This is a genomic window from Hylemonella gracilis str. Niagara R, from assembly GCF_000600295.1.
Classification (GTDB): Bacteria; Pseudomonadota; Gammaproteobacteria; order Burkholderiales; family Burkholderiaceae_C; genus Hylemonella; species Hylemonella gracilis_A.
Genome location: NZ_JEMG01000001.1, coordinates 1,116,232 through 1,141,633, shown reverse-complemented (window position 1 = coordinate 1,141,633; position 25,402 = coordinate 1,116,232). Strand labels below are relative to the sequence as shown.

Sequence of the window (25,402 nt, the reverse complement as noted above, 5' to 3'; positions counted from 1 at the left end):
CCGTCTGCCGCTGCATGCGCAGGGGAGGAGCCGCCGTGGCGGGCTGCACGCAAGCGCGACACCCACCTTGCCCGGGGTGCGGAGTCATAGCGAGTTGATTCACGGCGGTGATCGTACCCGAGGCGACAAGGGGCCGAAGCGACAACCGGACGACGGCTGAGGCCTGGCCGCGCACCCGCAAGGCCGGCCGCCGCCGTCGCCCTCGGCGGGCGTCACGGCAGCGGCCCACGCTCAGCTCAGAAGTTCAGCTGCATGCCCACCTTGAGGCTGCGCCCTGGCAGCGGCGACTTGCCCGGCGCGGTCTGCGTCAGGATGGACGAGGCCGAATAGGCCTCGACATCGCCGATGTTGTCCACCCGCGCATACCACAGAGCCGGCATGCCGCCGAGCTTGTCCTTGTAGTTGAGCGAGGCGTTCCAGAGCGTGTAGCCGTCGGTCGTCTCCTGGCCATCGGGCACACGGTCCTGCTCGGCGTAATGGTCCACGCCCAGGCCCGCGTTCCAGGCGGCGCGGCTCCAGCGCAGCGTGGCGCCGACGCGCAGGGGCGCGATGCGCGGCAGCGGTTCGCCCGTGCTGGTGTTCTCGGCCTCCACGCGGTCGGCGCTCAGGCCCAGGTCCAGCTTGTGCAGCGCATCCAGCAGCCGCGCATTGCCGCTCACCTCCACGCCCGTGAAGCGCGCGCGCACCCCGGTGTAGGTGTACTGCGGCGGGTCGCTGGCCGGGTCCGTGCTCTCCAGCGAGATGTAGTTGCTGAAGCGGTGCTGGAACAGCTGCACTTGCGCGCGGTGCGCGCCGCGCCGCCATTGCGTGCCCACGTCCACGTTCACCGAACGCTCCAGGTCCAGGTCCGCATCGCCGATTTCCTCGGCGTTGGTCGCGACATGCTCGCCGTTGGCGTACAGCTCGTAGTGCCGCGGCGCGCGTTCGTTCAGCGAGACGTTGGAGGTCAGCTTCCATTCGGACGCCACGTTCCACAAGGCACCCAGGGCGTAGCTGGTCGGCGTGAAGCTGCGCGAACCCGGCGTGAAGGCGGGGTTGCCATCCATGCCGAAGGACTCGACCTTGACCGATTCCACGCGCGCGCCCGCGCTGAGCTTGCCCCAGCCCAGGCCCAGTTCCTCGTAGGCGAAGACCGCGCTCTGGCGCGTGCGGCTGCTGGGCGCGTAGGCCTCGTCGCCATCGGCCGAGAAGTCCGTGCGGTCGAACTGCAGGCCGACCACGCCGTCCAGCGCGCCGCCCAAGGCTTGGACCGGCACATGCCGCGCTTCCAGGCGCAGATCCTGGCCGTCGGTCTTGAAGCGCGTGCCGACTTCGTCACCCTCGTACTCGGTGTGCTGGTAGTCGGTCTGGCTGAACTGGGCCTTCACGCTGCGCAGCACGGGCCCCAGGTCCCGCAGCTCACCTTCCAGCGCGACGCGGTCGGAGAACATCCGGATCGTGACTTCGTCCTCGGCCACGGCGCCGTAGTCCTTGTCGTAGGTGGAGACCGAGGCACCGAGGTAACCACGGTCGAAGAACAGCGTGCCGCCCACGGCCCCGCCGCTGGACTCGCTGGCCGAGTTGCAGATGCGCTTGGCGCTGCGCGTCACGCCGTCGGGCGTGCACTCGCGCGACACCGGAATGTCCACGTCGTCGGACTTGCGCGCCATCGCGTCCACGTGCAGGGCGTAGCGGTGGTTGCCACCATCCAGGGCAACGACCCCGCCGCGTTCATCACCGGCGGTGGCATAAGACGCGCCCAGCCGCCCTTCGACGCCGCCCTCCTCGCCAAACTCGGGGGTGCGCGGGATGCGGTTGTCGATCACGTTGACCACGCCACCCACGGCGCTGCCGCCGTACTGCAGCACGCCCGGACCGCGCAGGACTTCCACGCGCTCGGTCAGCAGCGGATCCAGCGTGAGCGCGTGGTCATAGCTCAGTGCGGACAGGTCCAGGCTGGCACCGCCGTTGTTGAGGATGGCGATGCGGTCGCCATCCTGCCCGCGGATCACCGGGCGGCTGGCGTTGGGGCCGAACCAGGTGCTGCTGACGCCGGGCAGGCCCTTGAGCGTCTCGCCCAGGGTGGACTGCCCGCGCTCCAGCAGCTCGGTGCCGGACAGTTGCTCGGCCGGCGCGATCTGCTCGGCCGTGCCCAGCGGGTTGCCCGTCACCACGATGGGCGGGAGGGTGGCGTTTTCCTGCGCCCAGGCCTGGCAGCTGAGCAAGACCAGAGCGGCGACGGGCGCCAAGGCAAAAACCCCGCGCCGCGAGGGCCGGGAAGAAAACAAGGTATTCATGGATGCGTCTCGGTAATTCCTATGCACGGCCCAGCCGCCTGGCCGGCCCGTGCGGGCGGCCTGGTGACTGGAACAAAAGGGGAATCAGCGAGACGCAGGCGGCGCGCGCGCCGCGAAGGGCACGCAGGCCCGTGGCTGCAAGGACTGCAGCACGACCCAGGCCGACATCCGCGGCAAGGCATGGACCAGCAGGCCGAAGGGGGCCGACACCGGGCCGGCATGGCCCAGCTGGTCGTACAGACGGCAGTCCTGCGCGTCGTCGACCGGAGCATGCAAATGCCCCAGCACGCCCGTATCCAGGCCATGCGCATGCCCCCCATGCGTGACGCCGAACGCGTGCAGGTGCGCATGGCCTGGCGCTTGGGCCAGACCATGAGCGTGGCGCACGCTGTGGACCAGGCCCAGCACCTGCGCCCAAAGCAGGGCCAGCACCAGGCCCCATGCCCAGGCCGCCGCCAGCAGCGGTCGACCCAGGCCGCTGCGCGGGCCCGGGGCAGGCGTGAGAAGGGATAGGCGCGGCATGGACAAACGGGTCAAATCACGAAGAGGCGAGGACAAACGTGCGAGCCAAGCTGGCATGGGATTGCGACATCAATCCACCGCACGGGCGTCACTCAGGCGGTAAAAAAAGCCCATCGGGTCCTGCTGCAACACGGCCAGGCGGCCCCACACCACGACGGGCGCCAGGGCCTTGTAAGGCACGGGCGTGTCGGCGCGGACCTCGATCAGGCTCTCCGGCCCACCCGGCAGGCAGACGGGGCAGTTGGTCGGCACGGCGCTCAGCAGGAAATGGGTCTGCCTGTCCCCTGGCTCCAGCGGCATCATGTACCCCTGGACGCGCTGGAACCGGCCGTCCAGCGCGCGCAGCTCGGCGGGAAAGAGGACGCGCACCTGGCCTCGGTCCCCGACTTTCTCGAACTTCGTGCGCACGCTGCCCAACAGCTCCCAGGGCACGACGTCGCCACGCGCCGCGAGCGGCTCCACCACGAGGTGTCCGCCGAACAGGCCCTGGCGGCTGCCGAAGCCGCCGTTCGGCGCCGACCCTGCGGGCGCATCGGACAGCATGGGCCGCGACGAAGGCGCAGGTGCCTGCGCCCAAGCCCCTGGCGCGCCAGCCCACAGGCCCAGGCACAGCAACGCAGCCCCAGGCAGGGCAGCCGCGCGGCCGGGTGCATCACAACGCTGGAACAACATGGCAATAGCCTAGCAAAGCTGTCAAGCCCCCCGCCCTTGCACCGTCACGGTCGCCCCGCCTGAGGGACGCGCTGCGGCAGGCAGGCAGGCCGGTGTCGCCCGCGCTCAAACCGTCGGCTTGAGCAGGCCGACGAAGTGCTTGCGGAATTTGTCGACCTTGGGACCGACCACGAAGGCGCAATAGGACTGTTCGGGGTGGTGCTCGAAATAGTCCTGGTGGTAGTCCTCGGCCGGCCAGTAGTTGCTCAAGGGTTGCACCTCGGTCACGATGGGCGCGTTGAAGACACGGCCCTGCCCCAGGTCGGCGATCATCTCGCAGGCGACACGCTCCTGCTCCGCAGTGGTGGTGTAGACGCCACTGCGGTACTGCGGACCCACGTCATTGCCTTGCCGATTGAGCGTGGTCGGGTCATGGATGGAAAAGAACACGCCCAGCAGCTGCTGCAGACTGACCTGCGCCGGGTCGTAGACCAGGCGCACGACTTCGGCGTGGCCGGTTTCGCCGGTGCAGACGTCTTCGTAGCTGGGCCGCTTCACATGGCCGTTGCAGTAACCGTTTTCGACATCGATCACGCCGCGCACGCGAGTGAAGATGGCCTCGGTGCACCAGAAGCAGCCGCCGCCGAGCGCGATGGTTTCGGTCGCGGGCGCCGATAGGCCCGAAGTGGAAGGGTGTTCCATCTGTGTGTGGTTCGCCAAGGGTTCATGGGTCATACAGTCGCTTGACAAGCTTGTGGCTCGCAAGGCAAGCCGGATAGTCTGCCATGATGCGAGGTCGTTCCTTGCCCCGCCCCGCAAAAGACCTATCTGATGCACGCCCGCTGCATCACAAACTCAGGTTGCACAGTCAGGGCCCGAAACACCCGCCCCACCTTGTTTAATGACCAGTTAGTCATTAAAATGCAACGATGACCCGAAAAGCATGCCCCATCGCGGCCACCCTTGTTTCCGCGCTGAACTTGTGCGGAAAAGATGGCCAGGATGCGACCGCGCCCGCCAAGCGCGCACGGCGCAAGGAAGCCCGCCCAGGCGAACTGCTGGCTGCGGCGCTGACTCTGTTCGTGGAAAAAGGCTATGCGGCGACCCGTGTCGAGGAGGTGGCCCAACTCGCTGGCGTGTCCAAAGGCACGCTGTTCCTGTACTTCGCCAACAAGGAAGAACTCTTCAAGGCCGTGGTGCGCGAAAACCTCGCCGGTCACTTTCCGGAGTGGAACGCCGAGTTCGACGCTTGGTCCGGCAACGCCTCCGAACTGCTGGAGTTTGCCCTGCGGGCGTGGTGGGATCGGGTCGGCAGCACCCCGGTCGCGGGCATCACCAAGCTGATGATGAGCGAGGCCGCCAATTTTCCCGAGCTCGCGGCGTTTTACGAGAACGAGGTCATGGTGCCTGGGCGCTTGCTGGTGCAACGCATTTTGCGACTCGGCGTGGCCCGGGGCGAGTTCCGCCCCATCGCCCCCGCCGACATGCAGTACGCAGCCTACGCCGTGATGGCGCCGATGCTGTTCCTGATGACCTGGAAGCATTCCTTCGGCGCCTGCGCCGCGCCGATCGAGGTCATCGACCCCTTGCGCTACCTGGAGCAACAAGCGCGCATCCTGCTGAATGGGCTGTGCGCGAGCACCGCGCCCGCGGCGGCGTGAGCTGGAGCCACGACGGCCGCCCATGACCATGACCCCGCTGCGTCCCAACTTGCCCACCCGATCGCGCACGCGCCGGGGCCGATGGCTTATCGTCGCCCTGGTCCTGCTGGTCGCGGGCGCGCTCACGATCAAGCTGCTGCGCTCCACGCCCCGCTCGCCCGCGAATCCGGCGCCAACGCCCTCTGTCCCCGCCAACGCCGGCGTGGTGATCGAGCTGCAGGCGCAGGACCACACGGAACTGCGACGACGCACCCTGCAGCGCAGCTTGCCGGTGTCAGGCACGCTGCGGGCGGTGCATTCCGCCCTGGTCAAGGCCCGCGTCTCCGGCGAGCTGCAGGAGCTGACGCTGCGCGAAGGCGACACCGTGCAGGCCGGTCAGGTCATCGCCCGCATCGATCCGGCCGAGTACACGGCCCGTCTGCGCCAAGCCCGGCTGCAGGCCGATGCAGCCAAGGCCCAGCTCGACATCAACCAGCGTCAGTACGACAACAACGCAGCGCTGGTGCAGCAAGGTTTTATTTCCTCGACGGCGCTGGACGCATCCCTGGCCCAGCTCAACGCGGCGCGCGCCAGTTACCAGGCGGCCCTGGCCGCCGCCGACGTGGCGCAAAAGAGCGCGGACGACACGGTGTTGCGCGCGCCCATGGGCGGCCAGATCGCGCAGCGGCTGGTGCAGCCCGGCGAGCGTGTGTCCATCGACGCGCGCATCGTCGAGATCGTCGACCTGTCGCGCATGGAAATCGAGGCGGCCATCAGCGCCGCCGACTCGGTCAGCGTGCGCGTGGGCCAGCAGGCGCGCCTGCTGGTCGAGGGCGTGGCCGAACCCCTGCCCGCGCGGGTGGCGCGCATCAACCCCAGCACGCAGACTGGCAGTCGCAGCGTGCTGATCTATCTGCAGCTCAACCCCAAGGACGCTGGCAAGGCCAGCTTGCGCCAAGGCCTGTTCGCCCAAGGCGCGCTCGCGACCGAGACGGTGCAGGCGGTCGCCGCGCCGCTGTCTGCGGTGCGTCAAGACAAACCGCAACCCTATCTGCAGGTGCTGGACAACGGCCAGGTGCGGCATGTCGGCGTGAACCTGGGCCTGCGCGGCCGCGAGCCGGGCCCGGCCGGTCGCGAGGACGAGGAAGAATGGGTCGCCGTGCAGGCGCTGGACGGCAGCCCGCTGGAAGGGCGCCGGGTGCTGCAGGGCGTGTTCGGTGCGCTGCGCGAAGGCACGGTGGTGCGCGAGGCGGGCGCCACGCCCATGCCCACCCCGCAACTCACGCCCGGTCGCTGAACGCCGACGCCACCCAGTCAACGATCCGCCATGTGGTTCACCCGAGTCAGTCTACAGAACCCGGTCTTCGCCACCATGATGATGCTGGCGCTGGTGGTGCTGGGCCTGTTCTCCTACCAGCGCCTGCAGGTCGACCAGTTCCCCAACATCGAATTCCCGGTGGTCGTGGTCAGCACCACCTATCCGGGCGCATCGCCCGAGATCGTCGAGAGCGAGGTCAGCAAGAAGATCGAGGAAGGCGTCAATTCGATCGCCGGCATCAATTCGCTCACTTCACGCAGCTACGAGAACCAGTCCGTTGTCATCATCGAATTCCAGCTCACCGTTGACGGCCGCAAGGCCGCCGACGACGTGCGCGAGAAGGTGGCGGCGCTGCGCCCTTCGCTGCGCGAGGAGGTGAATGAGCCGCGCGTGCTGCGCTTTGACCCCTCCAGCCGCGCGATCTGGTCGCTGGCGGTGTTGGCGGATGTCCCTGCAGCGTCTCGCCAGGGGCTCAACCCCAACCCCAACCCCAACCCCAACCCCAACCCCAACCCCAACCCCAACCCCAACCCCAACCCAGGCCCAGGCCCAGGCCTCAGTCCAGTAGAACTGACGAACTGGGCCGACCAGGTACTGAAGAAGCGCCTGGAAAACGTGCGCGGCGTGGGCGCGGTCAACCTGGTGGGTGGAACCAAACGCGAGATCAACATCTACCTGCGCCCCGAGGCGCTGGAAGCCTACGGCCTCACGCCCACGCAGGTGGCCGAGGCCGTGCGTGGCGAGAACCAGGAACTGCCCCTGGGCGCGGTGCGTTCCAGCACGCGCGAGATCGCGGTGCAGATCGACGCGCGCATGCAGCGCCCCGAGGATTTCGCGCGCATCATCGTCGCGAGAAAAGGCGGCACGGACGGCGCCGACACCATCCGCCTGGGCCAGGTGGCCACCATCCGGGATGGTGCGCAGGAACTGGAGAGCCTGGCGCTCTACAACGGCCAGCGCACGCTGCTGCTGACCGTGCAGAAGTCGCAGGACGAGAACACCATCGCCGTGATCGACGGCCTGACGCTGACCGTGGCCGAGCTGAAGGCGCAGGGCCTGCTGCCCGCCGGCGTGCGGCTGGAACCGATCCAGGACGGCTCGCGCCCCATCCGCGTTGCGGTGAACAATGTGCGCCAGACCCTGCTGGAAGGCGCGGCGCTCACCGTGCTGATCGTCTTCCTGTTTCTGAACTCCTGGCGTTCCACCGTGATCACGGGGCTGACGCTGCCCATCGCGCTGATCGGCACCTTTCTGTTCATGCAGGCCTTCGGCTTCACGATCAACATGATCACGCTGATGGCGCTCTCGCTCTGCGTGGGCCTGCTGATCGACGATGCCATCGTGGTGCGCGAGAACATCGTGCGCCACGTGCAGATGGGCAAGGGGCATTACCAGGCCGCGCTCGAGGGCACGGAGGAAATCGGCCTCGCGGTGCTGGCCACGACCCTGTCCATCGTGGCGGTGTTCCTGCCCATCGGCTTCATGGGCGGCATCATCGGCAAGTTCTTCCACCAGTTCGGCATCACCATCGTCGCGGCGGTGCTGATCTCCATGTTCGTGAGCTTCACGCTGGACCCCATGCTGTCCTCGGTCTGGCCCGACCCGAGCATCCACAAGCACGGCGCGCGCCAGGACGGGCCGCGCAACTTCTACGACCGGACCGTGGGCCGCGTCACGGGCTGGTTCGACCGCGCCACCGATCGCCTGGCCGAGGTTTACCAGCGCCTGCTGCGCTGGTCCTTGGCGCACAAACTCGCCACCCTGGCCGTGGCCTTCGCCATCTTCGTGCTCAGCATCGTGATGGTGCCGCTGCTGGGCTCGGAGTTCGTGCCAACGGCGGATTTCTCCGAGACCACGGTCAACTTCCGCACACCCGAGGGCACGTCCATCGAAGCCACCGAGGCCAAGGCGCGGCAGGTGCAGGACATCCTGCAGCGCGAGTTTCCCGAAGTGCGCTACACGCTGGCCACGCTCAACACCGGCACCGCGCAGGGCAAGAACTACGCGAGCATCTACGTGCGCCTGGTGGACCGCGTGCAGCGCCAGCGCAACGTCAACGAAATCTCCGCCGTGCTGCGCGAACGGCTGCGGTCCGTACCCGGCATCACCGTCACCCATGCGGGACTGATGGACGCGGTGGGCGGCCAGAAGCAGCTGGAATTTTCGCTGCAAGGCCAGGACCTGCGCGAGCTGGAACGCCTGACCCAGACCGTGCTGGAGCAAATCACGCCCATCCCAGGCCTGGTGGATCTGGACAGCAGCGCCAAGCCTGGACGCCCGACCATTGCCGTGCAGGTCAACCGCGAGGCCGCGGCGGACCTGGGACTGAACGTGAACCAGATCGGAGCCGCCCTGCGCGCCCTGGTCGCGGGCGACACGGTGGGCAACTGGCGCGCGAGCGACGACCAGACCTATGACGTGAAGGTGCGCCTGGCGCCCGAGGCCCGACGCGACATGGGTAACCTGGAGCGCCTGCCCTTCGCCGTGGGCCAGGCCTCGGACGGCAGCGCGCGCGTAATCCGCCTGAACCAGGTGGCCACCCTGGTGGAAGGCACGGGCTCCAGCCAGATCAACCGGCGCGACCTGATGCGTGAAGTCACCATCACCGCCAACGTGCACGGCCGCTCCGTGGGCGAGGTCTCGGCCGACATTCGCCAGGCGCTGGCGGCCACGCATTTTCCGCCCGGCTACCGCTACCGCTTTGGCGGGGCCACCAAGAACATGGAGGAAAGCTTTGGCTACGCGCTGTCCGCCCTGGCCATGGCCATCATCTTCATCTACATGATCCTGGCCAGCCAGTTCAAAAGCTTCTTCCAGCCCCTGGCGCTGATGACCTCGCTGCCGCTGACGCTGATCGGCGTGGTGCTGGCGCTGATGCTGTTTGGCTCCTCGCTGTCCATGTTCTCCATCATCGGCGTGGTGATGCTCATGGGCCTGGTGACCAAGAACGCCATCCTGCTGCTCGATTTCGCGATCCGCGCGCGCGAGGACGGGCAGGACGCGGAGGGCCGCCCCGTGCCGGGCCTGCCGCGCGAGCAGGCACTGCTGACCGCCGCGCAGGTGCGGCTGCGCCCCATCCTGATGACCACGCTGGCCATGATCTTCGGCATGGTGCCGCTGGCCTTCGCGCTGTCCGAGGGGTCTGAGCAGCGTGCGCCCATGGGACAGGCGGTGATCGGCGGCATCATCACCTCCTCGCTGCTGACCCTGGTGGTGGTGCCGGTGGCCTACTGCTACCTGGACGACTTCGCGCACTGGTTGCGGCGTCTCTGGCAAGGTCCAGGCACGCACCGGAGCGCCCCTGCGGCCCCGCAGAAACCGGATTGATCGCGGCGATACCGGAACTCACTAAAATTTTTGACCACGTCCAAACGTCTAACCTTCCAACCCCCACGGAACCCCACGCCATGAACACCTTCATGAACACCGAAAAAGCCCGCTTCAACATGATCGAGCAGCAAATCCGCCCCTGGAACGTGCTGGACACGGACGTGCTGGCCCTGCTGTCCGAGATCAAGCGCGAGGACTTCGTGCCCGCCGGACTGCGTGCCCTGGCCTTCACCGACACCGAACTGCCCCTCAAGAGCGGCGAGGACGCGCCATTGATGCTCGCGCCCCGGGTGCAGGCGCGCATCGTGCAGGACGTGGCGGCCAAGCCGACTGACAAGGTGCTGCTGGTCGGCGCGGGCTCGGGTTATCTGGCCGCGCTGCTGGCCAAGCGCGCCAAGCAAGTGATTGCGCTGGAAATCGACGCCGAGCTGGCCGCGCTGGCCCGCGCCAACCTGCAGAAGGCGGGAATCACCAACGCCCAGGTGCAGCAGGCCGATGGCAGCCAGGGCGCGCCGGCCGAAGCCCCCTTCGACGTGATCGTGCTGGCTGGCTCCGTGGCCGAGGTGCCCGCCGGCTTGCTGGCGCAGTTGGCCGGAGGCGGGCGCCTGTTTGCCATCGTGGGTGAACCCAATGCGCCCATGATGCGCGCCACCCTGATCACCCGCGTGCAGGACCAGAGCTACCAGAGCAACCCGGGTTGGGACACGGTGGCGCCTCGCCTGCGCAACTTTCCCGAGGCGGCAGGCTTCCATTTCTGAACCGGGCTTCTCGCCATCTGCTTCCCGCACGCTTCGCCCCCCCGCAGCGCGCACTGACCCCCTCACGTTTGAAGGCAACCGCATGATCGAGCACATCCACCCCGGCGATTTCGACACCTGGCTGCGGCAGGCGCAAGCCGCCACGCAAGCCCAGGGCGCGGGCGCGCCTGGCCCGCTGGTGCTGGACGTGCGCGAGGCGCACGAATTGCAGATTGCCGCCTTGCGGCCCGCCGCCGACGCGGGTTATGAGCTGCTGCACATCCCCATGAACACGGTGCCCGGGGCGCTGAACCAGTTGGACCCGAGCCGACCGTCCCAACGCCAGATTGCCTGCCTCTGCCACCACGGCGGTCGCAGCCTGCGCGTGGCCGAGTACTTGAAACACCAGGGTTTCGAGCATGTCGTCAACATCAGCGGCGGCATCGAAGCCTGGGCCACGCAGCGCGACCCGAGCATTCCGCGTTATTGACCGTCATTTCCGCGGACACGGCGTCCGCCCACTTTCGCCTCCACACCCCCATGAAACTGCAACGTCTGTTCCCGCGCGCGACCCTTGCCCTGGCCGTCGCCGCCCTCTTCACCCCGCTGGCCCAGGCGCAAAGTCTGCTGGACATGTACCAGGCCGCGCGCGGCCATGACGCCACCTACCAGGCGGCGCGCGCCGAGTACGAGGCCGGCCTGCAACGCGCGGACCAGGCCAAGGCGGCCGTGCTGCCCACCGTCACCCTGAACGCCGGCGTGAACCGAACCGACCAGGAGGCGGACATGGCCAGCGGCGCGACCACTTCACACGACTACCAGACCCGAAGCACAAGCCTCAACCTGAGCCAGCCTTTGTTTCGTCCGGCCAACTTCGCGACTTTCCGCCAGGGTGCGCAGCAGGCGGAGCTGGCCGAGGCCCAGTGGCTGGCCGCCGAACAGGACTTGATCCTGCGCGTCAGCCAGGCTTACTTCGACGTGCTCACCGCCCAGGACGGCCTGACCTTCGTGCAAGCCCAAAAGACCGCCGTGCGCGAGCAACTGGCCGCCGCGCAACGCAACTTCGAGGTGGGCGCCTCCACCATCACCGACACACGCGAAGCCCAGGCCCGCTACGACCTCGTGGTGGCGCAGGAGATCGCCGCTGATAACGACCTGCGCATCAAAAAGTTGGCGCTGGACCAGCTCGTGGGCCTGCAAGACGCGCGCCCCGTGCCGCTGGCGCCGGCCGTGGCCCTGCCGGCGGTCGCGCCACAGGACATCAACTATTGGGTGGACCAGGCCCGCACGCAGCATCCCTCGGTGCGTCAAGCACGCGTGGCCCTGCGCAACGCCGAACTGGAAAGCACCAAGGCAATTTCCGGGCACTTGCCGACGGTGGACTTCACGGCCAGCCGCAGCATGAACCGCTACAGCAACGGCGGGCCCAACGCCAACGGCACCGATTCCGCCAATGCCACCACGATCGGCGTGCAGCTCACCTTGCCCCTGTTCGCCGGTTTCGCCACCCAGAACCGCCTGCGCGAAACCCTGGCGCTGGAAGACCAGGCCCAAGCCCAACTGCAGGGCGCCGAGCGCGCAGTCACCCAGGGCGCGCGTGCCGCCTACCTGGGCATGCTGTCGGGGCTGAGTCAGGTGAAGGCGCTGGAAGCGGCGGAAGCGTCCAGCCAGAGCGCGCTGGACGCCAACCAGCTCGGCTACCGCGTCGGCGTGCGCATCAACATCGACGTGCTCAACGCGCAGAGTCAGCTCTACCAGACCAAGCGTGACCTGGCGCAAGCCCGCTACAACGTGCTGCTGTCCACCTTGCGCCTGCGTCAGGCCAGCGGCGACCTCAGCGGCAAGGACCTGCAGGACATCAATACGCTGTTGAGCACCGCCCCGGCGGCGCCGGCAACGATCGCGCCCGCGGCCAAGCCGGCCCAGTCCAAGTAAATCACCGCACCCGGGAACACGCCCCCACCGCCAGGCGCTGGCGGGCGGGACGCGCCATTCAGTGCGCTGCGGCGCCGAGGGTCGCGTCGGGCTTCGCGCTCTTGAGCAGCGTGAGCATCTCACCCTCGATGCGCCGGAGCGCCTCCGGGGTGTGGCCTTCGAAGCGCAGCACCAGCACCGGCGTGGTGTTGGAGGCACGAATCAGGCCAAAACCATCAGGCCAGTCCACGCGCACGCCATCGATGGTGCTGACTTCGGCCGGCTTGGGGAAAGCACCGCTGACCAGGGATTTCTTCTGCAGCTCGGCCACGACCCGGTGCGGCTCGCCCTCGGCGCAGGCCACGTTGAGCTCGGGCGTGGAATGGCTGGTCGGCAAGGCGTTGAGCACCGCGCTGACATCGGCCGAACGGCTCAGGATTTCCAGCAGGCGCGCGGCGGCATAGGTGCCGTCGTCGAAACCGTACCAGCGCTCCTTGAAGAAGACGTGGCCGCTCATCTCGCCGCCCAGGGGCGCGTCGATTTCCTTCATGCGGGCTTTGATCAGCGAGTGACCGGTCTTGTACATCAGCGGCTTGCCACCGGCTTCCTTGATGGCGGGCGCCAAGCGTTGCGTGCACTTCACGTCGAACAGGATGTAGCCGCCGGGCACGCGCTTGAGCACGTCGCGCGCGAAGAGCATCAGTTGCCGATCTGGATAGATGATCTGCCCGTCCTTGGTCACGACGCCGAGGCGGTCACCATCGCCATCGAAGGCCAGACCGATCTCGGCATCGGTCTCGCGCAGGACCTTGACCAAGTCTCGCAGGTTCTCGGGTTTGCTCGGGTCGGGGTGGTGATTGGGAAAGGTGCCGTCAACGGCGCTGTAAAGTTCGCGCACGTCGCAGCCCAGGTCACGCAGGATGCCAGGCGCCGAAGCACCGGCCACGCCGTTGCCGGAATCGACGACGATCTTCAAACGACGCTGCAGGTGCACGTCCCCCACGATACGATCACGGTAGGACGGCAGGATGTCCAGCTTGGTCAGCTTGCCGGCCTTCGTGGGCAGCGCACCGGCCGCACCCAGCAGCGGCGTCTCGTCGGCCTCCATGCCCTTGCGCAGACCTTGAATTTCATCGCCGTAAATCGCGCGCCCGGCCAGCACCATCTTGAAGCCGTTGTAGTCGGCCGGGTTATGGCTGCCCGTGACCTGGATGCCGCTCTTGCAGACCGTGCTGGCCGCGTAATAGAGCATGGGCGTGGTCACCATGCCCAAGTCGATCACGTCCATGCCCACGGTGCGCAGGCCGCGAATCAAGGCCGCGCTCAGGGCGGGACCACTCAGTCGGCCGTCCCGGCCCACGGCCACCCAGCCCTCCCCTTCCGCGCGCGCGGCCAAGCCAAACGCGCGCCCCAGGCTCTCGGCGACGGATTCGTCCAGAGTTGACGGCACCACGCCGCGTATGTCATAGGCCTTGAAGATCGAAGCAGTAACTTTCATGGGCAAGAATTACACCATGAACTCCGCACGACTGACCAAGCGCCGCCTCGCGCTCAGGCTCAAGCCACCCGCGCCGCGCAATCCGCTGGTGGCGCCGGCACTCAAGCGCAAGGCCGGCGCGCACCGCAAAACAGCCAAGAGCGAGCGCCAGGCGGGCCGTCAAGCGCTGAGGCAGGCGCTCAAGCAAGTGCCATGAAAAAGGGCTGCGCAAGCAGCCCCTGGACGGTCCGGAAAACCGACGATTCAGACCGTCACGGCTTGCTGCGCCGGCGTGCGGATCAGGTGATCAAAGGCGCTGAGGGCGGCTTTCGCGCCTTCGCCCGCCGCGATCACGATCTGCTTGTAGGGCACGGTCGTGCAGTCCCCCGCCGCGAACACGCCCGCAAGGCTGGTGTGCCCCTTGGCGTCGACGACGATTTCGCCAAACTTCGACAGCTCCAGCGTGCCCTTGAGCCATTCGGTGTTCGGCACCAGGCCAATCTGCACGAACACGCCTTCGACATCCACATGCTTCTTCTCGCCCGTGGCACGGTCCAGGTAGTCCAGGCCGGCGAGTTTGCCGCCCGTGCCAGAGAACTCGGTGGTCTGCGCCTGGGTGATGACGCGCACATTGGGCAGGCTCTTGAGCTTGCTCACCAGCACGGCGTCGGCGCGGAGCTGGTCGCCGAACTCCAACAGGGTCACATGCTCAACGATGCCGGCCAGGTCGATCGCGGCCTCGACGCCCGAGTTGCCACCGCCGATCACGGCGACCTTCTTCCCCTTGAACAAGGGGCCGTCGCAGTGCGGGCAGTAGGCCACGCCCTTGTTCTTGTACTCCTGCTCGCCGGGCACATTGACGTTGCGCCAGCGCGCGCCAGTGGAGAGTATGACGCTGCGTGCCTTGAGGACGCCGCCGTTGGCCATGTGCACCTCGGTCAGCCCTCCGGGCTGCGCGGCCGGAACGAGCTTGTCGGCACGCTGCAGGTTCATGAGGTCCACCTCGTAGTGGCGCACCTGGGCTTCCAGTGCCGCCGCGAACTTCGGCCCCTCGGTCTCCAGCACGGAGATGTAATTCTCGATGGCCAGGGTGTCGTTGACCTGGCCGCCGAAGCGCTCGGCGGCAATGCCAACACGGATGCCCTTGCGCGCGGCATAAACGGCCGCAGCCGCGCCGGCGGGGCCGCCACCCACGATGAGCACGTCATAGGGGTCCTTGGCGGAGAGTTTGGCGGCCTCGCGCTCCTCGCTCTTGACATCCAGCTTGGCGACGATTTCCTCCACCGTCATGCGGCCGGAGGCGAACATCTTGCCGTTGAGCCAGGTGGCGGGCACGGCCATGATCTGGCGCTCATCCACTTCCTGTTGGTAGAGACCTCCGTCCACGATGGTGGCTTGCACGCGTGGGTTGACGATGCTCATCAGGCTCACGGCCTGGACCACGTCGGGACAGTTGTGGCAGCTCAAGGACATGTAGACCTCGAACTTGAACTCACCCTCCAGGTTGCGAATCTGCTCGATCACCTCGGGCTCGACCTTGGGCGGGTGGCCGCCGGTCCAGAGCAGGGCCAACACCAGGGAGGTGAATTCATGGCCCAGGGGAATGGCGGCGAAACGCACGCCCGTGGTCTCACCCTCGCGGGCGATGACGAAGGACGGCTTGCGCGCGTCCGTGCCGGAGTCGTCGAACCGGACCTGGTCGGACAGGCCGGCGATTTCCTGCAGCAGCTCGCGCAGCTCAGCCGACTTTTCCCCACCATCGAGCGAAGCGATCAGGCGGATGGGACGTTGCAGCTTGGTCAGGTAAGCCTGCAACTGGGACTTCATGGCGTCGTCGAGCATGGGGTTCTCCTGGAAAGCGTGAGGTTTGAAATATGGGGATGCATCGGCGAAAAACGACACGGTCCATATCCGTGTTGCCTTGCCTGTGGATCTACCGCCGTGAGAGGGGCCGCGCCGTCCTGAAGACTCCAGGCCAACGCAGCCCATCCGGCCGCGGCACTGCTTGCGCAGGGACCGCGTGTCACGCGGTCCGAAGCCGTGGCGGAATCAGATCTTGCCGACCAGATCCAGCGAGGGCGTCAGCGTCTTGGCGCCTTCGTTCCACTTGGCGGGGCAGACTTGGCCCGGGTTGGCGGCGGTGTACTGGGCAGCCTTCAGCTTGCGCAGTGTTTCCTTGACGTCACGTGCGATCTCGTTGGAGTGCACTTCGGCCGTCTTGATCACGCCATCGGGGTTGATCACGAAGGTGCCGCGCAGGGCCAGGCCTTCTTCCTCGATGTGCACGCCCAGGGCGCGCGTCAGCGTGTGGGTCGGGTCGCCCACCAGCGGGAACTTGGCCTTGCCCACGGCGGGGGAGGTCTCGTGCCACACCTTGTGCGAGAAATGCGTGTCGGTCGTGACGATGTACACCTCGGCGCCCAGCTTCTGGAACTCGGCGTAGTTGTCGGCGGCGTCTTCCACTTCGGTCGGGCAGTTGAAGGTGAAGGCGGCCGGCATGAAGATCAGCACGGACCACTTGCCCTTCAGGGTGGCATCGCTCACGGTGATGAACTTGCCGTTGTGGAAGGCCTCGGTCTTGAACGCCGGAACCTGGGTGTTGATGAGGGACATGGAAATCTCCTGTAGTGGAAGGTGGAAAGAAAGCTAGCTTGCTTAACAACCGGCTCAGGGGAAACACCCCTGGGAAAACCGATAAGGCAAAGTTTAGCTTTCCAGGGTTGACTTCCACGGTCAGCATATCTATGGAGAAGATAGGCAGGCTTTATGAGCCGCGCCCCAATCAAGGCCGCCCGACGCACTGCGGTCGGCGTCCCGGGCCAGGCACCGGCGCCCAGGAGCGGCGCAGTGGACCCGGGCGCGTCGACCGGCAGGTCAGACCAGTGCAGCCTGCGGCAGGGGCCGCGCCAGCACCTTGTCGATGCGCCGGCCATCCAGGTCCACCACCTCGAATTCCCAGCCCGCGCAGTTCACGCGTTCGCCGGTCTTGAGCAGGCGGCCACTGACCGCCAGCAGCAAGCCCGCGACCGTGTTGTAGCGGCCCCGGTCTTCATCCGGCAGTTCGCGGATCTCGAAGCGGACTTTCAGCTCGTCCACCGGCATCACGCCGTCCAGCAGCCAGGAGCCGTCCTCGCGTTGCGTGGCCCAGGCATCGATCGGGGCCGATTGCAGTTCGCCCGTGATGGCCTCCAGCAAATCCGCTGGCGTCAGCAGGCCCTGCACCGCGCCATACTCGTCGACCACGAACATCATGCGCAGGGAACGGGCGCGGAACTGCTCGACCAGCTCCATGCCCGACAGCGTCTCAGGCACGAAAACGGCCGCTTGCACATGGCGCTCAACCGGGTCCGCCGCCTGCGCTGGGTCCCGCGCCAGGGCCAGCAAGGCGCCCACGCTGATCTGGCCCACCACGTCGTCCAGCGAACCTCGGCACACGGGGTACCAGGAATGCACACTGCCGCTCTCCTGCTCGCCCTGCTGCGCGTCTTGCTCGGTCTGGCTGCTGAGCGCGAGCTGTTCCAGGCATTGCACGGCGTTCAGTCCGGCGTCCAGCCAGGCGATGTCCGCGCGCGGCGCCATCATGGAGATCAGTGGCCGGTCGTCCAGGCGGAAGACGTTGCGCACCATCTGGTGCTCGTGTTCCTCGATCAGGCCGGCGTCCACGCCCTCTTCCAGGCTGTGGCGGATTTCCTCTTCCGTCATGCCACGCGCCACGTCGGGCACGCGCAGCAGCTTCAGGACCGCCTGGGTGCTGGCCGACAGCAGCTTGACGAAGGGCTTGGCGCCCAGGGCCAGCCCCCCCATGGGTCGGGACACCCAGCGGGCCACCAGTTCGGGATAGAGCTGCCCCACGCGCTTGGGCACCAGCTCGCCGAAGATGATGGTCAGGAAGGTGATGAGGGTAACGACCAGGGCCGTGGCCGTGACGCCCGAGGCCCCCACGCTCACACCCAGAGTCTGCAACAGGGCTGCCAGGTCGTCACTGAAGGCCGCCTCCCCCACGATGCCGTTGAGCACGCCGATGGAGGTGATGCCGATCTGGATGGTGGACAAGAACTGGTTGGGGTTGTCCATCAACTCCAGGGCCTTTTTCGCGCCACCGTCGCCCGCCTCGGCGGCGGCCAGCAGGCGCGCCTTGCGGCTCGAAGCCAGGGCCATTTCCGACATGGCGAAGGCGCCATTGAGCACGATCAGCAAGGCGATCAACAAGAAGTCCATGCCACGACTTTACATCGAGGGCTTTTCACGGCGAGCCGGCCCTGGGCACACGACTGGATAATGCTCATCCTCACCGCTTCTGAACAGAAACGCCGCATGGCCCATTACCTGATCGGCGACGTGCAGGGCTGCGATGCCGCGCTCGGCCGCCTGCTGGCCGTCATCGACTACTCCCCCAGCCGCGACACGCTCTGGTTGCTGGGCGACCTGGTCAACCGCGGCCCGTCCTCCGCGGCCGTGTTGCGCCGCCTCATGGCCTATGGCGCGTCGGCGCGCTGCCTGCTCGGCAACCACGACCTGCACCTGCTGGCCGTTTCGCTGGGCGTGCGCCGCGCTCACCGGGGCGACACGGTGGACGACATCCTGGACGCCCCTGACCGCACCGCCATGCTGGACTGGGTGCGCCGCCAGGCCCTGGCCCTGGGCGCCCGGCTGGAGGGCCATGATTTCCTGATGGTGCACGCGGGCGTGTTGCCCCAATGGACCACGGCGCAGACCCTCGCCCTGGCCGCCGAAGTGCAGGACGTGCTGGCCGGTCCCGACTGGAAGGACTTCATCCACCAGATGTACGGCAACGAGCCTGCCGCCTGGCGCGAAGACCTGCAAGGCGACGACCGCCTGCGCGTCATCGTCAACGCCCTGACGCGCCTGCGCTTTTGCACGCGCGAAGGCGCGATGGAATTCAACGCCAAGGAAGGGCTGGACACCGCGCCACCGGGTTACCTGCCCTGGTTCGAAGTGCCAGGCCGGCGCACGGCCGAGGAGGACGTGACCATCGCCTTTGGCCACTGGTCCACCCTGGGCCTGGCCGAGCCGCAGAACGTGTTCCGCCGCGCGCGCCTGTGGGCCCTGGACTCGGGCTGCATCTGGGGTGGTCAATTGAGTGCATTGCGTGTGATGCCAGACACCGCAGCCTCGCACATCCTGATCCAGGAAGCCTGCGAGCCGACGCGCAAGCCTTTTTGATGGGCACCCCCGCGCCACGCCAGGTGGCGCACGCGTCAGACCTCGATCTCGCCCCGCAGGTAGCGCACGGCCGCGCCCGAGACACAGACGCGCCCACCCTCAACGCGGCAATGCAGGGTACCGGTGCGCGAGGACACCTGCACCGCCACGAGCGTGTTCTTTCCAAGCCGGGCCGCCCAGTAGGGCGCGAGGCCTGCGTGGATGGAGCCGGTCACTGGGTCTTCCTCGCCGCCATTGGCCGGCCAGAAATAGCGCGACACGAAATCAGAGTCCACGCCAGGCGCGGTCACCGTCACATCCAGTGGTCCGAGCTGGGCCAACTGCTTGAAGTCCGGGCGCAAGGCGCGCACCTGCGCCTCGTTCTCGTACACCGCAAACCAGGCCTGGCCGTTGCGCAGCACCGCCACCGGCGCCAGGGGCAGGCCAGCGCGCAAGGCCGCGGGCACCTCGTCCACTGGCGTGGGCGCACGGTTCGGGAAGCTCATTTCCATGCGGCCGTCCGGCAGGCGCAGGACTGGCAGCTCACCCACCGCCGGCGCGCGGAAAGTGATGAGGGATGACGCGCGCCCCTCGAAGAGCACAAAGGCGCTGGCCAGGGTGGCGTGGCCACAGAAGTCGATTTCCTTGAAGGGGGAGAACCATCGGATGTCGTAACAACCGTCCGCCGCCTGCACGAAGTAGGCGGTTTCGGACAGATTGTTCTCCATCGCGATGGCCTGCATCAGCGCGGGTGACAGCCATGCACGCAGGGGCACCACGGCCGCCGAGTTGCCTTGGAAACGCTGGGAGGTGAAGGCGTCGATGACGTGCAAGGTCAGCTTCATGGGTTCTCACCTTGCCGCGGTGCGGGTCTGGGCAGCTCGTAGCGCAACTCCGCGAAACCCGTGCCGACCTGGCGCACCGACAGCAACTTCATGGACGGCGCGCTGATGCGGCGCGGCAGCAGGGGCTGGCCCCGGCCCAGCGTGACCGAGCCGACCTGGACCCATAGCTCGTCCAGCAGGCCGGCATCATGGAACTGCCCGGCCAGCTCGCCGCCGCCCATGACCCAGAGGTTCTTGCCACCCGCCGCGAGCACCATCTGCGCGTGCACCGGCCGCACGTCACCGCGCACGAAACGGATGTCGGCGCCAGGCACCGGCGTCAGCGTGCGCGTCGAGAACACCCAGGTCGGCTGGCTGTAGGGCCAGGGCGCGCCTTGCGGATCGCCAGGCTTGACGTGGTGGCGCAACAGCCACTCGTAGGTCGACGAACCCATGGCCAACGCGCCCACCTCGGCAAAGAAACCGGGGTAGCTGGTCTCGTTGATGTCGCCCAAGGGGAACAGCCATTCGAGCGAATGGTCTTCGGTGGCGATGTAGCCGTCCAGGCTGGTCGCGGTGTAGTACTGGGTTTTCATGGCAGGCACTGTAATGCTGGTTGGCAAGCAGGCAAGGCATCAAGCCAAGGAGAACCCGATCGACAGCACCAGCAGCGCGGCCATGGTCCAGTTGAAGGCCCGGATCATGCGCGGACGGTGCAGCCAGCGACGCAAGGCACTGCCAAAAGCGGCCCAGAGGACGATGCAGGGCAGGCCCACCACGATGGCGATGAAGGCGGCCAAGCCCAGATGCCCCCAGAAGGCCTCACCGGCAGGCACATAGGCCGACACCATGCCCGTGGTCATGACCCAGGCCTTGGGGTTGACCCATTGAAAGAGCGCCGCCTGCAAGAACGTCATCGGTCGACTGTGTACAGCGCCGTCACCCGACAGTGACGGTGGCGCGGCGTTGGCAATCTTCCAGGCCAGGAACAGCAGATAGGCCGCGCTCAGGTACTTCAGCACCGGGTGCAGCCAGGGGTACTGCACGAAGACCGCGCCCATGCCCAGGCCGACCAGGACCACCATCAGCGTGAAACCCAGGCTCACGCCCCAGAGATGGGGCCAAGTACGGCGCAGTCCGAAATTCAGCCCCGATGCCGCCAGCATGGTGTTGTTCGGCCCGGGCGTGATGGTGCTGATGAAGGTGAACAGCGCCAACGGCCCCAGCAGGGCGGGTTGCATCCAGGACCACGTTTGCATGGGAACCAACTCCATCGTCATAGTCATCGTCTCCGTCATCATGATTGTGAACGCGGGCTCGGTTGCGCGCTGGCGCCACGCAGGGCACGTCGTCCGCCCATGATGACCGCGATCACCACGCAGGCGAACACCCAGGTCTCGCCATTCACCGGCTCGCCGAACAGCAGCGCACAGGCCAGCACGGTGAGGAAAGGCTGCAGCAATTGCACTTGGCCCACGCGGGCGATGCCACCCACGGCCAGGCCACGGTACCAGGCGAAGAAACCCAGGAACATCGAACCGAAGGACAGCCAGGCAAAAGCCCACAAGGCCTTGCTGGAGGTGACGGTGCCGCTGGCCCGCGCCATGTCGGCCGCGTCACCCGCCATCCAGGCCACGGGCACCGCGATCAGCGGCGCGCTGATCACCAGCGCCCAGCAGATTGTGCGCCCCCCGCCCAGGGTGCGCGCGGCCCGCGCGCCCTCCGCGTAGCCCAGGCCCCCAGCAACCACGGCCAGCAGCAACCACAGATCCCCTGCCTGCAAGGCCCCCTGCCCTTGCCGCAGGCCAAAGCCCGTAACCAGCACCGCACCGACGGCCGCCCAAGCCCAGAACGCCCTGGTCGGCTTTTCGCCGCTGCGCCAGGTCGCGAACAGGGCGGTGGACAGCGGCAACAAGCCATTGAAGACCGCGCCGTGCGAAGCGGACACGCTCTGCAGGGCCAGGGTGGACAACAGGGGCCAGCCAATCACGATGCCCAGGGCCGCGCCCAGCACGCCGGGCCATTCCTCGCGCCGGGGCAGGCGGCTGCAGTTCACGGCCAACAGCACGGCCGCGGGCAGGGCGGCCACCAAGGCCCGCCCCAGGCCGACCAGCAGCGGCGGCCATTCGGCCACGACCACACGCGTCATGGGCAGGGTGAGGCTGAAGATCAGCACGCCCAGCAGGCCGAAACCATACCCCTCCCAGGGCGTGGCCAGGGGCGTGGCGTGGGCGCTGGAGGAATCTGTGGATGCCGCGGCCGCCGACTTCGCCGCGCCGGGCGGTTCGACACGAGGCAGGGACATCGACGGGGAGTGGGTCAACATGAGAGGGCCTTGACAGTCAGCGGTAGGCCTGTCACTCTAGGGCCAGTCACCAATACAGTACCGGTACAGTTAAACGGTTTCCCGCAGACACTGGCCCGGTCGCAGCACCATGACAGTTGCCACCTCCACCGCTGTACTCACCGGCCCGCAGCTCGTGCACGCGGCCGATGCAACCCTGGTGGCTCAGCTCAGCCAGGATCTCGCGCGCCGCATTCAGGACCAGGGCCTGCGCCCCGGTACCCGACTGCCCTCGATCCGCCAGATGGCCGAGCAGGCCGGCGTCAGCCGCTTCACCGTGGTCGAGGCGTACGAGCGCCTGGTCGCGCAGGGCCTGGTGCAGTCGCGCCGCGGCGCGGGCTTTTTCGTGCAGGCCCGCCGCGCGCCGTTGATCGACAAGAGCGCCAACGCCGCCAAACCCCTTGCACCCGCGCAGATCGACACCCGCTGGATGTTGCGCAGCATGTTCGGCTCCAACCCCATCGACGGCGCCATGCCGGGTAGCGCCGGCCTGTTGCCGCCCGATTGGCTGGACCTGGACCTGGTGAGCAGCGCGCTACGCAGCGTGGGGCGCACGGCGCAAGGCCCGCTGTTGGGTTACGGTCATCCGCAAGGCTACGCCCCTCTGCGCCAGCAGATCGCCGCACTCTTGCAGGCGCAGGGCTTGCCCGTGCATCCCGAACTCAACCTGCTCACCACCAGCGGCGTCACGCACGGCCTGGACCTGGTCGCGCGCCTGCTCGTGCAGCCCGGCGACACCGTGCTCGTGGAAGACCCGGCCTGGTACGTCGTTTTCGGCCGCCTCGCCGCCTTCGGCGCGCGCGTGATCGGCGTGCCGCGCGGGCCGAACGGCCCGGACATGGCCTGGCTGGAGCAGGCCGCCGCCCAGCACCGGCCCAAGCTACTCATCACCAACAGCACGGTGCACAACCCGACAGGTTACGGCCTGTCGGCCGGCGCGGCCTACGACATGCTGCGCATCGCCGAGAAACACGATTTCATGGTGGTGGAAGACCTGACCTACGCCGAGTTCCATCCGAACAGCGGCAGCAATCTGACCCGCCTGGCCGAGCTGGACCGCTTGAACCGCGTTATTCTGGCCGGGGGTTTCGCGAAGACCCTGGCGGCCAGCCTGCGTGTGGGCTGGCTGGCCGCCAAGGACGACCTGGTGCAGCGCCTGAGCGACATCAAGATGCTGGGCGCGCTCACCTCCAGCGAGCTCAGCGAACGGGTGGTGCACCGCATCCTGGCCGATGGCGCTTACCGCCGCCACGTCGAGCGCTTGCGCCTGCGCGTGGACGAGGCGCGCGCGCGCTGCCTCAAACGCCTGATCAAGCTCGGCTACACGGTGCCGAACGAGCCCCAGGCGGGTATGTTCATCTGGGCCGACTGCGGCCGCGACAGCGAGCAGCTGGCGCGCGAGGCCGCCGACCGCGGCCTGCTGATCCCACCGGGCTCACTGTTCTCGCCCACGCAGGCGCCTTCGCGCATGGCACGCATCTCGGTCGCCATCGTGGACGAGGAAAAAGTGTGGAAGGAACTGGCAGCCCTGAAATAGGGACGGCCCGACCAACTGGCGGTCCAGGTCGCGATGAAAGGGAAATGGAGCGTACGGGTGCAGCGCAGCCGGTGCGCCGTGCCGCATCAGGACTGCTTGAACAGCGCCGCCACCTTGCGCTTGGGGCGGATATTGGTCGACAGATTGCCGCGGTTGGTGACCGGTTTGGCCGCCGCTTCCCAAGGTGCGGGTTCGGCCGCCTCGGTGGCGGGTGCCTCGTAGGGGCGGTCGAAGAAAGGATCGGCCGGCGTGGCACGCGAGGCCGGACGCGGTGCAGCGTCCCGACGGCGCGGTGCGCTGCCTTCGCTGCGTTCCGCTCGCTCGCGGGGGCGTTCACCGCCCTCCCCACGTGTCTCCTCGCGGCCAGGCTCGCGCTCGTAAAGGCGGTGCCCTTCATTAAAGCGGCCCTGGCGGCGGATGTCCGGACGGTCTTCGTCGAACTCGACGGGCTCGATCTCGATCTTGGTCTTGATCAGCTTTTCAATCTCGGCCACCGACTTGACGTCGCGCGGCGAAACAAAACTCACCGCCACGCCCAGCGCGCCGGCGCGACCCGTGCGGCCAATGCGGTGCACATAGTCCTCGGCGTTGAAGGGGATGTCCATGTTGAAGACTGCCGGCACATCCTTGATGTCCAGGCCACGCGCGGCCACGTCGGTGCAGACCAGCAGATCCACCTCGCCCTTCTTGAAGGCGTCCAGGGCCTTGAGACGCTCGTCCTGGCTCTTGTCGCCGTGCAGGGCCGCAGTCTTCAGGCCGTCGCGCTCCAGCGCGCGGGCCAGCCGGGCACAGCCCAGCTTGCTGTTGACGAAGACGAAAGCCTGCTTCAGGTCCTTGTCCTTGAGCACCTGGCGCAGGGCGTGGCGCTTGTCGTCCTCGCCCACGCTGTAGAAATGCTGCTCCACCGTCGCGGCCGTGGCGTTGGAACGCGCGACCTCGATGGTGATCGGGTTCTGCAGGTAACTCGAGGCCAGGCGTTTGATCTCGGGCGAGAAGGTCGCGCTGAACAGGAGCGTGGTGCGCTGCTTGGGCAGGTGGCTGAGGATGCGCTGCAGGTCCGGCAGGAAGCCGATGTCCAGCATGCGGTCGGCCTCGTCCAGCACCACGTACTCGACCTGGTTGAGCACCGCGTTCTTGGCCTCGATGTGGTCCAGCAGGCGGCCCGGGGTGGCCACCAGCACTTCCACACCCTTCTTCAGCTCCAGGGTCTGCGGCTTCATGTCCATGCCGCCGAAGACCACGGCGCTGCGCAGATGGGTGTACTTGGCGTACATCTTGACCTGCTGGGCCACCTGGTCGGCAAGTTCGCGCGTGGGCAGCAGCACCAGGGCGCGCACCGGATGGCGGGCTGGGGAGGTGGAGGCGTTTTCGTGCTTGAGCAGGCGCTGCAGCAAGGGCAGCGAGAACGCCGCCGTCTTGCCCGTGCCGGTCTGGGCCGCGCCCATCACGTCCTGGCCCGCCAGCACCACCGGGATGGCCTGCGCCTGAATGGGCGTCATGGTTTCGTAGCCCATCTCGGCCACGGCACGCTTGAGCGGCTCGGCCAGGGTCAGGTCGGCGTAGCGTTTGGGGGCCGGAGCGGCCAGCTCGGGGGATTCGGCACGAATGTCGTCGTTCATTGCCCTGAATTATCCCCTATTGGGGCGATCTCGCCCGAAATCAGCCCTCT

Annotated in this window: 22 protein-coding genes; 9 read left to right on the top strand and 13 right to left on the bottom strand. The window is 67.4% G+C overall.

Features of this window, described 5'->3' with window-relative positions; translation table 11 throughout:
* Positions 1 to 236 precede the first annotated feature (236 nt).
* The 4 genes from AZ34_RS05225 to msrA all read right to left on the bottom strand — a co-directional run bounded on the left by AZ34_RS05225 (position 237) and on the right by msrA (position 4,151).
* Complete coding sequence (locus AZ34_RS05225) at positions 237 to 2,276, bottom strand: TonB-dependent receptor (RefSeq protein ID WP_035605551.1); 2,040 nt, start codon at positions 2,274 to 2,276, stop codon at positions 237 to 239.
* A gap of 84 nt (positions 2,277 to 2,360) precedes the next feature.
* Positions 2,361 to 2,798 carry a hypothetical protein gene (locus AZ34_RS05220; protein WP_035605548.1) on the bottom strand — a complete coding sequence of 146 codons (438 nt, stop codon included), beginning with the start codon at positions 2,796 to 2,798 and terminating at the stop codon, positions 2,361 to 2,363.
* A gap of 69 nt (positions 2,799 to 2,867) precedes the next feature.
* Positions 2,868 to 3,470 (bottom strand): DUF3299 domain-containing protein, encoded by a 603-nt coding sequence (locus tag AZ34_RS05215; RefSeq protein WP_231495466.1) that lies wholly within the window; start codon positions 3,468 to 3,470, stop codon positions 2,868 to 2,870.
* Positions 3,471 to 3,575: 105 nt separating this feature from the next.
* The gene (msrA, locus tag AZ34_RS05210) at positions 3,576 to 4,151 is read right to left on the bottom strand and encodes a peptide-methionine (S)-S-oxide reductase MsrA (protein ID WP_051509547.1); all 576 of its coding nucleotides are present in this window, start codon (positions 4,149 to 4,151) and stop codon (positions 3,576 to 3,578) included.
* A 227-nt stretch (positions 4,152 to 4,378) separates the two neighbouring features.
* Between msrA and AZ34_RS05205 the strand changes: the two genes are divergently transcribed.
* The 6 genes from AZ34_RS05205 to AZ34_RS05180 all read left to right on the top strand — a co-directional run bounded on the left by AZ34_RS05205 (position 4,379) and on the right by AZ34_RS05180 (position 12,409).
* Positions 4,379 to 5,110, top strand: a complete 732-nt coding sequence (locus tag AZ34_RS05205; RefSeq protein WP_081767095.1) for a TetR/AcrR family transcriptional regulator — start codon at positions 4,379 to 4,381, stop codon at positions 5,108 to 5,110.
* Between the two features lie 22 nt (positions 5,111 to 5,132).
* On the top strand, positions 5,133 to 6,386 hold the full coding sequence (locus AZ34_RS05200; protein ID WP_231495465.1) for an efflux RND transporter periplasmic adaptor subunit: 1,254 nt from the start codon (positions 5,133 to 5,135) through the stop codon (positions 6,384 to 6,386).
* 30 nt (positions 6,387 to 6,416) lie between these two features.
* Positions 6,417 to 9,734, top strand: a complete 3,318-nt coding sequence (locus tag AZ34_RS05195) for an efflux RND transporter permease subunit (protein ID WP_035605546.1) — start codon at positions 6,417 to 6,419, stop codon at positions 9,732 to 9,734.
* 92 nt (positions 9,735 to 9,826) lie between these two features.
* Complete coding sequence (locus AZ34_RS05190) at positions 9,827 to 10,495, top strand: protein-L-isoaspartate O-methyltransferase family protein (protein WP_035610970.1); 669 nt, start codon at positions 9,827 to 9,829, stop codon at positions 10,493 to 10,495.
* Between the two features lie 82 nt (positions 10,496 to 10,577).
* Positions 10,578 to 10,964 carry a rhodanese-like domain-containing protein gene (locus AZ34_RS05185; RefSeq protein WP_081767093.1) on the top strand — a complete coding sequence of 129 codons (387 nt, stop codon included), beginning with the start codon at positions 10,578 to 10,580 and terminating at the stop codon, positions 10,962 to 10,964.
* 50 nt (positions 10,965 to 11,014) lie between these two features.
* Complete coding sequence (locus AZ34_RS05180) at positions 11,015 to 12,409, top strand: TolC family outer membrane protein (RefSeq protein ID WP_035605543.1); 1,395 nt, start codon at positions 11,015 to 11,017, stop codon at positions 12,407 to 12,409.
* A gap of 58 nt (positions 12,410 to 12,467) precedes the next feature.
* Here AZ34_RS05180 and AZ34_RS05175 read toward each other — a convergent pair whose 3' ends face one another.
* Positions 12,468 to 13,886 (bottom strand): phosphomannomutase/phosphoglucomutase, encoded by a 1,419-nt coding sequence (locus tag AZ34_RS05175; protein WP_035605540.1) that lies wholly within the window; start codon positions 13,884 to 13,886, stop codon positions 12,468 to 12,470.
* A gap of 16 nt (positions 13,887 to 13,902) precedes the next feature.
* On the opposite strand from AZ34_RS05175, the gene AZ34_RS05170 reads away from it, so the two are divergent.
* Positions 13,903 to 14,082, top strand: a complete 180-nt coding sequence (locus tag AZ34_RS05170; RefSeq protein ID WP_035610965.1) for a hypothetical protein — start codon at positions 13,903 to 13,905, stop codon at positions 14,080 to 14,082.
* A 47-nt stretch (positions 14,083 to 14,129) separates the two neighbouring features.
* Here the strand turns inward: AZ34_RS05170 and ahpF are convergent, their stop codons facing one another.
* From ahpF to AZ34_RS05155, 3 genes are all read right to left on the bottom strand, one after another.
* Complete coding sequence (gene ahpF, locus AZ34_RS05165; RefSeq protein ID WP_035605537.1) at positions 14,130 to 15,707, bottom strand: alkyl hydroperoxide reductase subunit F; 1,578 nt, start codon at positions 15,705 to 15,707, stop codon at positions 14,130 to 14,132.
* Between the two features lie 207 nt (positions 15,708 to 15,914).
* Positions 15,915 to 16,478 carry an alkyl hydroperoxide reductase subunit C gene (gene ahpC / locus AZ34_RS05160; RefSeq protein WP_035605534.1) on the bottom strand — a complete coding sequence of 188 codons (564 nt, stop codon included), beginning with the start codon at positions 16,476 to 16,478 and terminating at the stop codon, positions 15,915 to 15,917.
* A gap of 261 nt (positions 16,479 to 16,739) precedes the next feature.
* Positions 16,740 to 18,083 carry a hemolysin family protein gene (locus AZ34_RS05155; protein ID WP_035605532.1) on the bottom strand — a complete coding sequence of 448 codons (1,344 nt, stop codon included), beginning with the start codon at positions 18,081 to 18,083 and terminating at the stop codon, positions 16,740 to 16,742.
* 96 nt (positions 18,084 to 18,179) lie between these two features.
* Between AZ34_RS05155 and AZ34_RS05150 the strand changes: the two genes are divergently transcribed.
* Positions 18,180 to 19,049, top strand: coding sequence for a symmetrical bis(5'-nucleosyl)-tetraphosphatase (locus AZ34_RS05150; RefSeq protein WP_035610963.1), 870 nt, complete (start codon positions 18,180 to 18,182; stop codon positions 19,047 to 19,049).
* 35 nt (positions 19,050 to 19,084) lie between these two features.
* Here the strand turns inward: AZ34_RS05150 and AZ34_RS05145 are convergent, their stop codons facing one another.
* From AZ34_RS05145 to AZ34_RS05130, 4 genes are read right to left on the bottom strand one after another with little or no spacing between them, the layout of a single operon-like run.
* Positions 19,085 to 19,873 (bottom strand): PhzF family phenazine biosynthesis protein, encoded by a 789-nt coding sequence (locus AZ34_RS05145; protein WP_035605528.1) that lies wholly within the window; start codon positions 19,871 to 19,873, stop codon positions 19,085 to 19,087.
* Positions 19,870 to 20,448, bottom strand: coding sequence for a dihydrofolate reductase family protein (locus tag AZ34_RS05140; RefSeq protein WP_035605525.1), 579 nt, complete (start codon positions 20,446 to 20,448; stop codon positions 19,870 to 19,872). The genes AZ34_RS05145 and AZ34_RS05140 overlap by 4 nt, the downstream gene beginning before the upstream one ends.
* A gap of 39 nt (positions 20,449 to 20,487) precedes the next feature.
* Positions 20,488 to 21,111 (bottom strand): LysE family translocator, encoded by a 624-nt coding sequence (locus tag AZ34_RS05135; protein WP_231495464.1) that lies wholly within the window; start codon positions 21,109 to 21,111, stop codon positions 20,488 to 20,490.
* A 38-nt stretch (positions 21,112 to 21,149) separates the two neighbouring features.
* Entirely contained in the window at positions 21,150 to 22,157 is a 1,008-nt protein-coding gene (locus tag AZ34_RS05130) for a DMT family transporter (protein ID WP_081767092.1), read from the bottom strand.
* Between the two features lie 175 nt (positions 22,158 to 22,332).
* Here AZ34_RS05130 and AZ34_RS05125 point away from each other — a divergent pair, with 175 nt between their 5' ends.
* The gene (locus tag AZ34_RS05125; protein WP_035610959.1) at positions 22,333 to 23,733 is read left to right on the top strand and encodes a PLP-dependent aminotransferase family protein; all 1,401 of its coding nucleotides are present in this window, start codon (positions 22,333 to 22,335) and stop codon (positions 23,731 to 23,733) included.
* A gap of 86 nt (positions 23,734 to 23,819) precedes the next feature.
* Here AZ34_RS05125 and AZ34_RS05120 read toward each other — a convergent pair whose 3' ends face one another.
* Positions 23,820 to 25,352 carry a DEAD/DEAH box helicase gene (locus AZ34_RS05120; RefSeq protein WP_051509545.1) on the bottom strand — a complete coding sequence of 511 codons (1,533 nt, stop codon included), beginning with the start codon at positions 25,350 to 25,352 and terminating at the stop codon, positions 23,820 to 23,822.
* Between the last annotated feature and the right edge of the window lie 50 nt (positions 25,353 to 25,402).

Bases quoted from the DNA above. Each gene is read 5' to 3' on its own strand.
- AZ34_RS05225 (WP_035605551.1), bottom strand. From the start codon at position 2,276: ATGAATACCTTGTTTTCTTCCCGGCCCTCGCGGCGCGGGGTTTTTGCC.
- AZ34_RS05220 (WP_035605548.1), bottom strand. From the start codon at position 2,798: ATGCCGCGCCTATCCCTTCTCACGCCTGCCCCGGGCCCGCGCAGCGGC.
- AZ34_RS05215 (WP_231495466.1), bottom strand. From the start codon at position 3,470: ATGTTGTTCCAGCGTTGTGATGCACCCGGCCGCGCGGCTGCCCTGCCT.
- msrA (WP_051509547.1), bottom strand. From the start codon at position 4,151: ATGGAACACCCTTCCACTTCGGGCCTATCGGCGCCCGCGACCGAAACC.
- AZ34_RS05205 (WP_081767095.1), top strand. From the start codon at position 4,379: ATGACCCGAAAAGCATGCCCCATCGCGGCCACCCTTGTTTCCGCGCTG.
- AZ34_RS05200 (WP_231495465.1), top strand. From the start codon at position 5,133: ATGACCATGACCCCGCTGCGTCCCAACTTGCCCACCCGATCGCGCACG.
- AZ34_RS05195 (WP_035605546.1), top strand. From the start codon at position 6,417: ATGTGGTTCACCCGAGTCAGTCTACAGAACCCGGTCTTCGCCACCATG.
- AZ34_RS05190 (WP_035610970.1), top strand. From the start codon at position 9,827: ATGAACACCGAAAAAGCCCGCTTCAACATGATCGAGCAGCAAATCCGC.
- AZ34_RS05185 (WP_081767093.1), top strand. From the start codon at position 10,578: ATGATCGAGCACATCCACCCCGGCGATTTCGACACCTGGCTGCGGCAG.
- AZ34_RS05180 (WP_035605543.1), top strand. From the start codon at position 11,015: ATGAAACTGCAACGTCTGTTCCCGCGCGCGACCCTTGCCCTGGCCGTC.
- AZ34_RS05175 (WP_035605540.1), bottom strand. From the start codon at position 13,886: ATGAAAGTTACTGCTTCGATCTTCAAGGCCTATGACATACGCGGCGTG.
- AZ34_RS05170 (WP_035610965.1), top strand. From the start codon at position 13,903: ATGAACTCCGCACGACTGACCAAGCGCCGCCTCGCGCTCAGGCTCAAG.
- ahpF (WP_035605537.1), bottom strand. From the start codon at position 15,707: ATGCTCGACGACGCCATGAAGTCCCAGTTGCAGGCTTACCTGACCAAG.
- ahpC (WP_035605534.1), bottom strand. From the start codon at position 16,478: ATGTCCCTCATCAACACCCAGGTTCCGGCGTTCAAGACCGAGGCCTTC.
- AZ34_RS05155 (WP_035605532.1), bottom strand. From the start codon at position 18,083: ATGGACTTCTTGTTGATCGCCTTGCTGATCGTGCTCAATGGCGCCTTC.
- AZ34_RS05150 (WP_035610963.1), top strand. From the start codon at position 18,180: ATGGCCCATTACCTGATCGGCGACGTGCAGGGCTGCGATGCCGCGCTC.
- AZ34_RS05145 (WP_035605528.1), bottom strand. From the start codon at position 19,873: ATGAAGCTGACCTTGCACGTCATCGACGCCTTCACCTCCCAGCGTTTC.
- AZ34_RS05140 (WP_035605525.1), bottom strand. From the start codon at position 20,448: ATGAAAACCCAGTACTACACCGCGACCAGCCTGGACGGCTACATCGCC.
- AZ34_RS05135 (WP_231495464.1), bottom strand. From the start codon at position 21,111: ATGCAAACGTGGTCCTGGATGCAACCCGCCCTGCTGGGGCCGTTGGCG.
- AZ34_RS05130 (WP_081767092.1), bottom strand. From the start codon at position 22,157: ATGTCCCTGCCTCGTGTCGAACCGCCCGGCGCGGCGAAGTCGGCGGCC.
- AZ34_RS05120 (WP_051509545.1), bottom strand. From the start codon at position 25,352: ATGAACGACGACATTCGTGCCGAATCCCCCGAGCTGGCCGCTCCGGCC.